7 protein-coding genes are annotated in these 12,982 nt (G+C 69.6%); 6 read left to right on the forward strand and 1 reads right to left on the reverse strand.

The window, feature by feature from the left end; translation table 11 throughout:
* The 4 genes from Q0C41_RS12475 to Q0C41_RS12490 form a co-directional block, all read left to right on the forward strand.
* Positions 1 to 3,945 (forward strand): SBBP repeat-containing protein (locus Q0C41_RS12475; protein WP_291984106.1); only part of this gene is annotated, 3,945 nt, incomplete at its 5' end.
* 338 nt (positions 3,946 to 4,283) lie between these two features.
* Positions 4,284 to 8,453 (forward strand): hypothetical protein, encoded by a 4,170-nt coding sequence (locus Q0C41_RS12480; protein WP_291984107.1) that lies wholly within the window; start codon positions 4,284 to 4,286, stop codon positions 8,451 to 8,453.
* Positions 8,454 to 8,514: 61 nt separating this feature from the next.
* Entirely contained in the window at positions 8,515 to 9,027 is a 513-nt protein-coding gene (locus Q0C41_RS12485) for a hypothetical protein (RefSeq protein ID WP_291984108.1), read from the forward strand.
* The gene (locus Q0C41_RS12490) at positions 9,024 to 9,536 is read left to right on the forward strand and encodes a hypothetical protein (RefSeq protein ID WP_291984109.1); all 513 of its coding nucleotides are present in this window, start codon (positions 9,024 to 9,026) and stop codon (positions 9,534 to 9,536) included. Before Q0C41_RS12485 ends, Q0C41_RS12490 begins: the two co-directional genes overlap by 4 nt.
* A 104-nt stretch (positions 9,537 to 9,640) precedes the next feature.
* On the opposite strand, the gene Q0C41_RS12495 is transcribed toward Q0C41_RS12490, so the two are convergent.
* Positions 9,641 to 10,111, reverse strand: a complete 471-nt coding sequence (locus tag Q0C41_RS12495; RefSeq protein ID WP_291984110.1) for a thioredoxin domain-containing protein — start codon at positions 10,109 to 10,111, stop codon at positions 9,641 to 9,643.
* Between the two features lie 285 nt (positions 10,112 to 10,396).
* On the opposite strand from Q0C41_RS12495, the gene Q0C41_RS12500 reads away from it, so the two are divergent.
* On the forward strand, positions 10,397 to 12,817 hold the full coding sequence (locus Q0C41_RS12500) for a heavy metal translocating P-type ATPase metal-binding domain-containing protein (RefSeq protein WP_291984111.1): 2,421 nt from the start codon (positions 10,397 to 10,399) through the stop codon (positions 12,815 to 12,817).
* Positions 12,814 to 12,981: a cbb3-type cytochrome oxidase assembly protein CcoS gene (ccoS, locus tag Q0C41_RS12505; protein ID WP_291984112.1), complete on the forward strand. Its 168-nt coding sequence runs from the start codon at positions 12,814 to 12,816 to the stop codon at positions 12,979 to 12,981. The genes Q0C41_RS12500 and ccoS overlap by 4 nt, the downstream gene beginning before the upstream one ends.
* Position 12,982: the final 1 nt, after the last annotated feature.

The raw sequence follows: 12,982 nt of genomic DNA on the forward strand, positions 1-12,982 counted from the left end.
GGCGCCGGGTATCGCGTGGCCCTCACCGCCGCCGGCGCCCACGTCGCGCTGGCCGACGGCACCGCCGAGCCCCACGCCTTCGCCTTCCGGCTCGATGGCGCTCGACCCGACGCGCAGGCGCGGCCGCTCGACACCCAGCCCGGCGTCGTCTCGTACTACAAGGGGAACCGCGCCGAGCAGTGGCAGCCGCAGGTGAGCACGCACGCCCGGGTCCGCTACGCCGAGGTCTACGACGGCATCGACATCGTCTACTACGGCAACCAGCGCCGCCTGCAGTACGACTTCATCGTGGCGCCCGGCCACGACCCGCGGGCCATCGGGGTGCGCATCGATGGGGCGGACCGCCTGTCTCTCGCCGCGAACGGGGACCTGCTCATCGAGGCCGGCACGCGGGTGCTGACGCACGAACGCCCGTTCACGTATCAGGTGGTCGAGGGCCGACAGGTCGAGATCCCCAGCCGGTTCGTGCTCGACGACGGCGTGGTGCGCTTCGCGGTGGGCGCGTACGACCGCTCGCGTGACCTGGTGATCGACCCGGTCATCGCCTATTCCTCGTGGCTCGGCGGCCAGAGCGAAGAGGGCATCCTCGACATGGCGATCGATGGCGCGGGCAATCTCGTGCTGTTCGGCTTCGTGCAGGACGCGGCGGGAGTCGTCGATTTCCCGACGACTGCTGGTGCCCTCAAGCCGACCCGCAGTGGGGCCTTCGACTTCGACGTGTTCGTGACGAAGTTCAACGCCTCGGCCACTACGCTGATCTTCTCGACCATGCTGGGCGGCAGCGACTATGAGCTGTTCGACGCCTACAACCACGAAGGCGGCATGGCCCTGGACTCGGCTGGCAACATCCATGTGACCGGCACGACCCAGTCGGGCGACTTTCCGACGACCGCCGGGGCCTTCGACACCACTTACAACAGCAATCCACGGCCGAGCAACGTGGCCGACGGCTTCTACGTGAAGCTGTCGCCGTCGGGGGGCCTGCTCTACGGGACCTATTTCGGCGGTCGTGGCTCCGAGCAGCCGCACGGCATCGATGTCGATGCCGCCGGCAACGCCTACATCGTCGGGGAGACGACGTCGACGACCACCACCGATCCGTCGGTGGGAGGCTTCACGCTGACGGCGGGCGCCTACGACACCACCCTGCAGAACACGGAGGCGTTCCTGCTGCGCTTCAGCGCCGCCGGCCAGCTGACCTACGCGACGTACATCGGCGGGTCCAGTGGCGAGGCGCAGGACGCGACCGACGTCCGGGTCTCGCGGACCACGGCCAACGTCGTGTACGTGGCAGGAGACACCCGGAGCACGAACCTGTTTCCAGGCGGGGTGACGCCGGCGCTGCCGTCGAGCAACTCGGGCAGCCGCGACGGGTTCATCCTGCGGCTCGACCTCGGATTGACCGGTGCCAACCAGGCCACCTGGGGCACGTATTTCGGTGGGACCGGCGAGGAGAACCTCGTCGCGATGGCACTCGACGCGACCGACCGCATCTACGTGGTCGGCTCGACCAGTTCCTCGGCGGCGACGTTCCCCCAGGCCGTGACGCTGCCCGGGTCCATCGCGCCGAGCGGCAGCGACGTGCTCGTCGCCAAGTTCAACCCAACGGTCTCTGGCGCCGCGGCCCTCGTCTTCGGGGCGCGCATCAACGGCGCCTACACGGACACCGGCTACGACATCGCGCTGGATTCACAGAACCAGCCGTGGATTGGCGTCAACAGCGGTTCGCTGGCGCCCACACCCCGTCCTGCGGAAGACTTCCCGGTCGTCAATCCCGTGCAGAACACCAGGTCCGGCAACTTCGCGCACCAGATGATCGTGCAGCTGAATGCCGCGGGCAGTGCGCTGCTGGTGTCGTCACCCATCGGGGGACGCGGCGGGCGTGGCGGGCCCGTGGGCGTCGCCATCACCGCCAACGACGAGGTGTGGGTGGGTGGGTCCTCGTCCGGGGGCACCGACCGCCTCGCCGTGGTCACGCCGTTCCAGGCCACCTATGGCGGCGGCGATGCCGATGCGACGCTGCAGCGCATCGGTCAGCAGGCCGACCTGACCATCACCAAGACGGTGGACAAGCCGCACCCGCAGTTCAACGTCCTCCCCGGTGAGTCGGTGGTCTACACCATCGTGGCCAGCAATGCGACAGGCGACACGGTCAGCAACGTCGTCATCACCGACAATCTGCCAGCGGAGGTCGTGTTCGTCTCGTGCGTGTCGACGGCGGGCGGTGTGTGCAGCGGCTCGGGCAACAACCGTCTCATCACCATCCCGTCGCTTGCCCAGGGCGCGAGCGCGACGATCACCATCGCCACCACCGTGGCGGCTGGCGTCATGCCCGGCCAGGTCTGGACCAACACGGCGACGGTGACCAGCAATGGCGCCACCGACCCGAATCCCGGCAACAACACCGGCAATATCGGCAACGGCGCGCCCACGCTGACCAATCCGGCCGGTGATGCCGATGGGGACGGACTGAGCAACGGGTTCGAGCAGCAGTTCGGGCTCAACGGGCTCAACAACAGCCCGGCGCAGGGCGCCACCGGCGATCCCGACGGCGATGGCAAGACCAACGCGCAGGAGCAGGCCGAGGGCACGCACCCCCGCGGGTTCGTCATCACGTACCTGGCCGAGGGGGCGACCGGACCGTTCTTCGACACGCGTCTCGCGCTGGCCAACCCGACCGCCACGCAGGCGCTCGTGCTCACGCGCTTCCAGAAGGGTGACGGCACGACGATCAGGGACTACCGCGTCCTCCCGCCGTTCAGTCGGACGACGATCGACGTGGAGACCCTGGCGGGCCTCGAGGCGGCCGAGTTCTCGACGCTGGTCGAGGCCGACGTGCAGGTCGTCGCCGACCGCACCATGAGTTGGGACGGCAACGGCTACGGCAGCCACGCCGAGCGCGGCATCCTCACGCGCACCGCGACGAAGTGGTACTTCGCCGAGGGCGCGACCTTCGGCCCGTTCAACCTGTTCTACCTGGTGCAGAACCCCAACGCGCAGGACGCGCAGGTGACGGTCACGTATCTGCTCGGGTCCGGCGCTCCGCTCACGAAGACGTACGTGGTCAGGGCCCAGAGCCGCTTCAACATCTGGGTCGACGACGAGGGGGCGACCGATCCGGCGCTGGCGCGCCTGGCCAACGCCGAACTGTCGGCCATCATCGAGTCCACCAATGGCGTCCCGATCATCGCCGAACGCGCGATGTACCTCGACCAGCCCGGGCGGCCGCTCGGCGCTGGCCACGAGAGCGCGGGGGTCACCGCTCCGGCGACGCAGTGGTTCCTCGCCGAAGGCGCCACGGGCGACTACTTCGATCTGTTCATCCTGATCGCCAACCCGCAGGCGACCCCGGCGACGGTCCAGGCCGACTACCTGCTGACGACGGGGCAGGTCATCACGCGGACCTACACGGTGCCGGGCAACAGCCGGTTCAACATCTGGGTGGATCAGGAACCGGGCCTCGCGAACGCGGCGCTCTCGACACGCATCACGTCGACCAATGCCGTGCCGATCATCGTCGAGCGGGCGATGTGGTGGCCGGGGCCGACGTCCGACACGTGGCAGGAGGCGCACAACAGCCCGGGTGAGACCACGACGGGCACGCGGTGGGCGATGGCCGAGGGCGAAGTGGGCGGGCCGCGCGACACCGACACCTTCGTGCTCATCGCCAACACGTCGCCGTTCGCGGGCACCGCGCGCGTGACGGTGCTCTTCGAGGACGGCACCCCGGCGATCACACGCGACTTCGCGCTGGCCCCCAGCAGTCGCTCCAACGTGGCGCCGGCATCGGACTTCCCCGAGACGATCGGCAAGCGGTTCGGCCTGCTGGTCGAGAGCGTGGGGGCCACACCGGCCCAGATCGTCGTCGAGCGGGCGATGTACTCGGATGCCGGCGGCGTGAACTGGGCCGCGGGCACCAACGCCCTGGCGACGAAACTGCCGTAGAGGCGTCCCTCCCACACGTCCGCAGCCTTTCACGGGCGCGACGCCTCCTCACGGGGCGTCGCGCCCGTCGTGCGTTCGGCCCCCTGCGCGATCCGTGCGTCGCCCGACCGCGTGCGACCGCCGTCGTGGCGTCGTGCAGCCCGGCCGTAGATACGTAAGCGAAGCTGTACTCGAGGTGTCACCGGTGTCCGCTTCCGGACAGTGGTGCGCGATTGCGCCGGACAACGTCGATCGCGAGTCGAGCGAACACGAAGAACAGCAAATTTTCTCAGGAACTTTGCTCGATCTCCGCCCGTCTATCGGGCCGGTTCGCAAGAAGAACCCGGAGGTCATTCATCGTGTCCAGCTCTCATTCCTCGTTCATCCGATCCGGCTCGGCGCTCATCGCGTCCGTGCTGACCCTCGTCGCCGTCGCACCCATGTCGCGCACGTCGACCCTTCAGGCCGCCGCCAGCGCGCCGCGTGCGAGCCATCCGCTCGGCGCGACGGCGCCGCGCGCCCTGGCGTCGCTCGCCACCATGCCGCTGCACTTCGAGGCCCGCACCGACGCGGGCGTCGACACCTTCGTCGCCCGTGGTCAGGGCTATCACGTGGCGGTGTCGCCCGCCGGCGCGCGGATCTCGCTGGTGGCGGGCGACCGGCACGCGAGCGTCGTGTTCCGTGTCGATGGCCGCACGGGCGCCCGCCAGCTGACGGGCAGCGACCGGCTGCCCGGAGTCGTCAACCGCTACGTCGGCGACCGGGCGACGTGGCGGGCCGGCATCGAGACCTTCGGCCGCGTCCTCGCCGAGCGCGTGCAGCCCGGCATCGACGTCGTCTACTACGGCAACCAGCAACAACTCGAATACGACTTCGTGGTCGCTCCCGGGGCCGACGTCCGCGACGCCGGCGTCACCGTCGACGGTGCCGACCGCCTCGAGGTCGACCCTTCCAGCGGCGATCTGCTCGTCCATGTCGGCGGCCAGGTGCTCCGGCAGCAGGCACCGGTTGCCTACCAGGACGTCGACGGCGCTCGCGTGCCCGTCCGCAGCGCGTTCCGCCTCGACGCCGCCGCCTCGCACGTCGGCTTCACGGTCGGCCCCTACGACCGCAGCCGAACGCTCGTCATCGATCCCGTGCTCGTCTACTCGACTTGGTTTGGGGGAGCGAGCGAGGAAGCGGTTCTCGCCGTGAAGGTGGACGCCAACGGCTTCATCTACGTGCTCGGCACCAGTGAAGACCGAGCCGGCTTCCCGGTGACGGCGGGTGCCCTGCAGCCGCAGCGCGCCGGCACGCCGACTCCTGGCGGCCTGTATCCTCGCGACTACTTCGTCAGCAAGTTCAATCCCGCCGGCAGCGCGCTGGTGTACTCGACGCTCTTCGGCGGTTCGCAGGACGAGGCAACGTGGCCCGGCGAGTACATCCCCGGCGGGCTCGCGGTGGACGCCCAGGGACGCGTCCACATCGTCGGCGACACGCTGTCGAGCGACTTCCCGGTGACCGCTGGCGCGGCTGACACCACGTTCGGCTTCGATGCGGGCGCGCCCGCGCAGTCGGCCGATGCGTTCTACACGCGACTGACGCCTGCAGGCGGGTTGTCGTACTCGACGTTCATCGGCGGGACGCGTCGAGAGGCGGCGACCGGCGTGGCTGTGGACGCCCAGGGCAATGCCTACGTCGTGGGCAAGACCGCGTCCAACAACACGACGGAAGGCTTCGTCACCACCGTCAATGCCTATCGGACCACCCGCTGGGGTACCGACGACCTGTTCGTTCAGCGCTACACCGAGGCGGGCGCAGTGGTCTACTCGACCTACTTCGGCGGCAGCCAGAACGAGATGACCAACCGCGCCGACATCGTCGCCAACGGCGACGGCAAGGTCACCTTCGGCAGCGACACGTCGACCGGGGATCTGCCCGTCCTCAACGGCTTTGCGCCGCGGATCGGCAACACCGTCGACGGCTTCGTCAGCCAGATCGACACCGACATCGCCGGCACCGCTGGCTTGCTCTATTCCTCATACATCTCGGGCGGCAGCACCGATCACGTGTACGCGCTCGACATCGACGCCAACGGCTTCGTCTACGTCGGTGGCGAGTCGCGGTCCAACTCCGACTTCCCGGTGACCGCCGGGGCAGCCCGCCAGTTCAACAACCCGGTCGGTGGCGGCCAGGAACCATGGGACGGTTTCGTCATCAAACTGGATCTCACCAAGACCGGCGCCGCATCGCGCATCTACGCGACGTTCACCGGCGGCAACAACTTCGACAACCTGAACGACATCGCCGTCGACCACATGGGGCGCGTCCACATCGTCGGGTCGACGCGGTCGACCGACCTGCCGATGATTGGCGCCGTGCAGGACACCGTGTGGCAGCAGCCGCCTTACGTCCAGATCCTCAATCCCGACGGCACGGCTTTCGTCTTCTCGAGCTATCTCGGCGCCAACGCCAACGGTCAGGCGCTGTTCACGATCGCCGTCAATGCATCCGGTGAGACCTACCTGGGCGGCACGACCAACGCCGCCAGCGTGTTCAGCGCCGGCAATCCCGGTGGCTTCCGCCTGGTCAACCCGTTCCAGGCGGGCTACGGCGGTGGCGACGGCGACGCGGTGCTGCAGAAACTTGGATACAGCGTCGATCTGTCACTGACCAAGCTGGCCAACGTCGGCACCATCCTGCCCGGGCAGAACGTGACCTTCACGCTGCAGATCGTCAACCCGAGCACCGACCCGGCCTCCGGTGTGGTCGTGACCGACACGCTCCCGGCCGGCCTCGAGTACGTGTCCTGCACGTCCGACCTCGGCGGCATCTGCGGCGGCGCCGGCAACGCCCGCACCGTGACCTTCGGGCAGCTCGCGCCCGGGACGGTGGCGACCATCCAGATCGTCGCCAAGCTGACGGCGACGACGCCGGGGCAGCAGGTGACCAATGCGGCGACGGTCACGGCCGGTGTGCTCGATCCCGTGCCGGCCAACAACACGGCATCGGCAACGGTGGGTGTGCCCACGCTCGAACCGACGGGCGATGCCGATGGCGACGGCCTGAGCAACGAGTTCGAGGGCAAGTACGGCCTCGACCCGTTCGGTGGCCCGGGGTCCGGTGCGAATGACGACCCCGACGGAGATGGCAAGACCAACCTGCAGGAGCTGCAGCAGGGGACGCACCCGCGCGGCTTCGTCATCACCTACCTGGCCGAAGGCGCCACGGGGCAGTTCTTCGATACCCGGCTCGCCATCGCCAACCCGACGCACCAGACCGCGCTCGTGCTGACGCGCTTCCAGCGCGCCGATGGCACCACCATCCGCGACTACCGGACCATTGCGCCGATGAGCCGTGCGACGATCGACGTCGAGACCCTGCCCGGCCTCGAGGCCGCGGAGTTCTCGACGCTGGTGGAGGCCGACGTCCAGGTGGTGGCCGACCGGACGATGACCTGGGATCAGAGCGGCTACGGCAGCCACGCCGAGCGCGGCATCCTGACGCGGACGGCCACGAAGTGGTACTTCGCCGAGGGCGCGACGTTCTTCAACTTCGATCTCTTCTATCTGATTCAGAACCCCAACGACCAGGCGGCGCAGGTCAAGGTGACGTACCTGCTGCCGGCACCGGCCGCACCAGTGGTCAAGCACTACGTCGTCAACGGACAGAGCCGCTTCAACATCTGGGTCGACGAGGAAGGTCGCACCGATCCGGCCCTGGCGGCGCTGGCGACGGCGGAACTGTCGGCCATCATCGAGTCCACCAATGGCGTGCCGATCATCGCCGAGCGCGCGATGTACCTGAACCGTCAGGGGCAGGCGCTCGGGGCCGGACACGAGAGCGCGGGCGTCACCGCGCCGTCGACGCAGTGGTTCCTCGCCGAGGGCGCCACGGGCAACTACTTCGACCTGTTCATCCTGATCGCCAATCCGCAGGCCGCCGAGGCCACGGTGCAGGCCGACTTCCTGCTGTCGAGCGGGCAGGTGATCACGAAGACCTACCAGGTGGCCGGCAACAGCCGCTTCAACATCTGGGTCGACGAGGCTGACGCGGCCCTCGCCGACGCCGCCATGTCCACTCGCATCACCTCGACCAACGGCGTGCCGATCATCGTCGAGCGGTCGATGTGGTGGCCGGGACCGACGTCCGACACGTGGCAGGAGGCGCACAACAGCCCGGGCGAGACGACCACGGGCACGCGGTGGGCCGTCGCCGAAGGTGAAGTGGGGGGGGCGCGCGAGACCGAGACGTACGTGCTCGTGGCCAACACGTCGCCGGTGGCGGGCACCATTCGCGCGACGGTCCTGTTCGAGGACGGCACGGCGCCCATCGCGCGGGAGTACGCGGTCAACGCCAACGCGCGCTTCAACATCGCCCCGGCGGCCGACGAGTTCTTCCCGGAGACGCGCGGCAAGCGGTTCGGGATGATCGTCGAGAGCATCGGCGGCGCGCCGATTCAGATCGTCGTCGAGCGGGCGATGTACTCGGATGCCGGCGGCGTCAACTGGGCCGCGGGCACCAACGCCCTGGCGACGAAGCTGCAGTAGGCGATGTCGTTGGGAGGGACGCCTCGGCGAGGCGTCCCTCCCGGCGTACAATCGCGCCACGATGCCAATCCTGCGGGTCTTCCGAACTGCCGTGGCCGTGATCGGCGTGCTGGCGGTCGCACCACCGATGCACGCGCAACCGGCGGCCTCCGACGAGCGCGAGGTGCTCGCCGTGACGCAGAAGCTGTTCGACGCGATGGTCGCCTGTGACGAGGTGACGATTCGCGCCATCACCGTGCCGGAAGGCCGGCTCTATCGCCAGACCGTCGGCGCCGACGTGCCCGCGCGCAGCGTCACGCTCGACGAGTTCGCCACCAGCTTCGGCAAGTGCGGCCGCAAGATGCTCGAGCGCATGTGGCAGCCGCAGGTACGCGTCCACAAGGGCATCGCCACCGTCTGGACGCCCTACGACTTCTGGCTCGACGGAACGTTCAGCCACTGCGGCATCGACAGCTTCGAACTGATGAAGACGCCGCGCGGGTGGGTGCTCACCGGCGGGAGCTACACGGTCGAACGCGAGGGATGCGTCCCCAGTCCGCTGGGGCCCCCGTCGGCCAGCGCGGGCGCGCGATGAGCATGGACCGGACCCGGCTGCTCGCGCTGTCGATGGCCTGCGCGCTCGGCACAGCGCCCGTCGCCGCCCGCCCCGATCAACCGGCGGCCGACACCGGTCTTCGGTGCGACGCCGTCCTCAGTCAGGCGGCCGCGGCAGCGGTCGTGGGTGACGCGTACACGGGCCCGTCGGTGGACGAACCGCGCCCCGGCTTCACCCGCTGCGAGTGGCAGGGCGACGACAGCAACTTCGGGTTCACCTTCGCCAACCTCAAGGCCATCGCTGACGACGAGACGACGCTCGCGAAGGCGTTCGACATCGACCTGCAGGCGGTCGAGAGCGATGGAAAGAAGCGCGAAGCGCTGGCCGGCATCGCCGTCAACGCGGCCACGGTCAATCTGGGCGATGGCGCCGCGCTGCTCGAAGTCCAGCGCCCTGACGGCGTCGTGCGGATGGTCCTCTACAAGATCGACCGCGAGAAGATGCTGGGCCTGGCCCGCGCCATCGCGGCGGCCACCCCTGTGCCCTGAGCATCGAGTGTGGCCGCGCCGTGAGCCCGAGCCCGAGCCCGAGCCCAGAGCCGTGAGCCCAGAGCCCAGTTTCTGAGCCCTGAGCCCAGAGCCCTGAGCCCATTTCAGTCGCCGTCGGCGACGACGCCGCGCACGAAGGCCTCGATCTGGTCGGCAGCCATGGCCCCGGCGGTGCGGGCCACCTGCTCGCCCCCCTCGTAGACGGCCAGGGTCGGAATGGACCGGATGCCCAGGCGGGCCGACAGGTCCGCCACGGCATCCGTGTCGACCTTGGTCACCAGCAGGCGCCCGGCGTTGCGACGCGCCACGATCTCGACCTGTGGCGCCACGACGCGGCACGGGCCACACCAGGCGGCCCAGAAGTCCACGAGGACCGGAAGCCGCGAGTGGCGCACGACCGCATCGAACAGGGCCGACGTGGGGAGTTCCACGGGACTGTCGGGCGCCCCGAGATCGGTGTGGCACTTGCCGCACCGCGTTGCCTGCCCGAGCGTGCCGAACGTCAGGCGATTGGCGGCTCCGCAGGACGGGCACGGGACGATCAGACCGCGGGCATCGAGTCTGCTGGATGCCATGAGGCACCTCCTCTCAGCACTGTAACGCGGACACGGAGTGGGCAGCGTGCGCGGCGCCCGCGCGCCGCACGCGACGCGGACTGTCCTTGGATAGGGTTCCGGGATGCCGTGTGCGCCACAGACCGCAGCTGCCGAATTTTCGGCAGGGGGTGGGGAATATTGCCGCCAATCCGGAGGAGGCGCCGTGGCCTCGCGTGCCGACGCTCGGGTTTCCGTGTCCACGACGATGGCCCGGATGTTGCGTTTGAAGAGTGACGCCTGCGCGTGTCCGCGTGGGGTTCCTGCGTGACCACTGCGTCCTCCTCCACCCTCGACTGCGCTGCGGCTCTGCCCGAGGCGCCCGTGCTCTGCCGCCACTGCGGCGACACGTGTGCGTCCGACGGCATTCGCACCGATGCCGGCACGTTCTGCTGCAACGGCTGCGCCTCCGTGTTCGCGCTGCTGCAGACCCACGGGCTGACGCAGTTCTACGCCTGCGACACCGGTGCCGGCCTCTCGCAGCGGCAGGTCGCGCAGCGCGACGCGGCACGATTCGCGCCGCTCGACGACCCCGCGGTGGCGCAGCGGTTCATCGACGCCCACGACGGCACCTTCAGCCACGCCACCTTCTCGGTGCCCTCGCTGCACTGCGCCTCGTGCCTCTGGCTGCTGGAGCAGCTGTGGCGCTTCGACGAGGGCATCGGCCGCTCCGAAGCGGACCTGATGCGCCGGACGGTGCGCGTCTCGTTCCGGCCCGACCGCACGACGCTGCGCGCGGTGGCCGAACGGCTGGCGGCCCTGGGCTACGAGCCGGTCATCGACGGTGAGCGACGGGCCGGACGGATGCCGGCCGCGCGGCGCGACCTGTACCTCAAGCTCGGTCTGGCCGGCTTCGCCGTCGGCAACATGATGTTGTTCAGCATCCCGCGCTATGCCAATGGCGCGCCCCTCGAGCCAGGCTTCCAGCGGCTCTTCGACACGCTGAACATCCTCTTCGCCATCCCGGTGCTGCTGTACAGCGCCTCGGAGTTCTTCACTGCCGCCTGGCACTCGATCCGCATGCGGGCCATCACGCTGGATGTCCCGGTGGCGATGGGGCTGGCGGTGCTGTTCGTGCGCAGTCTCTGGGACATCCTGACGCGCAGCGGCGAAGGCTTCCTCGACTCGTTCGCCGGCCTCGTGTTCTTCCTCCTGATCGGCCGCCTGTTCCAGCAGATGGCCTTCGACCGCATCGCCTTCGATCGCACCGTCCGATCGTTCCTGCCCCTGTCGGTGCGGGTCGTGACGGGCGACACGATGACCATGCGGCCCATCGAGGCCCTCGAACCCGGCGACGTCATCGTCGTCCGGCCGCAGGAAGTGGTGCCCGCGGACGCGCTGCTCACCGAGGGCAGCGGGCGCATCGATCTGGCCTTTGTCACCGGCGAGCAGGACCCTGTCTCCTTGCAGGCGGGTGAGACGGTGAGTGCGGGCGGACGGGTCGTCGGGGAGGCGTTGCAGCTCCGGGTGTTGCGGCGGGTGTCGCACAGCCGGCTCGCCGAGTTGTGGAACAACCCCGTGTTCGCGCAGAAGTCCTCGCACTGGCTGACCACGGTGTCGGCGCGCTTCGGCCACTGGTTCACGGTCGGCGCGGTGGCGCTGGCGGCGATCGGCTTCTACGCCTGGTGGCCCGACCTCCGGATGGCGGCCCAGGTCGCGACCGCCGTGCTCATCATCGCGTGCCCGTGCGCCCTGACCCTGGCGGCCCCCATCACGCTCGGCACGGCACTCGGGAAGCTCGGCGAGGCCGGCGTCTACCTGAAACAGGGCGCCGTGGCGCTCGACCTCAGTCGCGTCGACACCGTCGCCTTCGACAAGACCGGGACGCTGACGACGGCGGAGGCTGCCGCGGTCGTCGACCTCGAGGGCCTCGACGGCGACGACTGGGCGCGCGTGCGTCGGCTCGCCGCCGAGTCCGTGCACCCGGTCAGCCGGGCGCTGGCGGGGCGCGAGGCCGTGCACGGCACGGCGCGCTTCGTCCGGGAGATTGTCGGGCAGGGCATCACCGGAGAGATCGATGGCGCGACGGTGGCCATCGGGTCGTCGGCGCTGGTCGGCCGCGTGGCGGGGCAGCCCGTCACAGCCGTGCCGGGGCGCACCTGGGTGTCGGTCGATGGCCGACTCGGATTCCTGACGCTCGCCACTCCGGAGCGCGCCGGCATGACCGCCGTCGCGCACACGCTCTCGTCGGCGTACGAAACGTGGCTGCTCTCGGGCGACCACGACGGCGAGGCGCCGCGCTGGCGCGCCGCGTTCGCCGACCGCATGCGGTTCCGCCAGACCCCGGAGGACAAGCTCGATGCCGTCCGGACGCGGCAGGACGCTGGCCGGCACGTGCTGATGGTCGGCGATGGCCTGAACGACGCCGGCGCCCTTGCTGCGGCGGACGTCGGCATCGCCGTCTCGGACGATACGGCGTGCCTCGTGCCGGCGTGCGACGTCGTCATCCGTGGCGACCGCTTGACGCTGCTGCCGGCGGTGCTGCGGTACGCCCGCCGGGCCCGCTACGTGATTCTCCTGTGCTTCCTCGTCTCCGTGGCCTACAACGTCATCGGCCTCGGGCTCGCCCTCACCGGGCAGCTCACGCCGCTGGCGACGGCCATCCTGATGCCGGTCAGCTCGCTCACCGTTGTCGGCCTGAGTGTCGGGTTGATGCGGGTGGCCGCGCCCGGAGGGGCGCCGCGATGAACGTGATCTTCTTCCTGATTGCCGCCGGCGCCGTGGTCGCCGGAGGGTTCCTGGCCGCCTTCGTCTGGGCAGTGCGGTCCGGGCAGTTCGACGACACCACCACGCCGGCTGTCAGGGTCCTCCTCGACGAGCCCGGCCGGTCCGCCCCTCAACCGAAGCCGTGAA

Origin of the sequence: Luteitalea sp. (genome assembly GCF_022842525.1) — a bacterium.
In the GTDB taxonomy this organism is placed as follows: domain Bacteria; phylum Acidobacteriota; class Vicinamibacteria; order Vicinamibacterales; family Vicinamibacteraceae; genus Luteitalea.

Excerpts from the sequence above, each read along its gene's own strand:
- ccoS (WP_291984112.1), top strand. The coding sequence starts at position 12,814 with ATGAACGTGATCTTCTTCCTGATTGCCGCCGGCGCCGTGGTCGCCGGA.
- Q0C41_RS12495 (WP_291984110.1), bottom strand. The coding sequence starts at position 10,111 with ATGGCATCCAGCAGACTCGATGCCCGCGGTCTGATCGTCCCGTGCCCG.
- Q0C41_RS12490 (WP_291984109.1), top strand. The coding sequence starts at position 9,024 with ATGAGCATGGACCGGACCCGGCTGCTCGCGCTGTCGATGGCCTGCGCG.
- Q0C41_RS12485 (WP_291984108.1), top strand. The coding sequence starts at position 8,515 with ATGCCAATCCTGCGGGTCTTCCGAACTGCCGTGGCCGTGATCGGCGTG.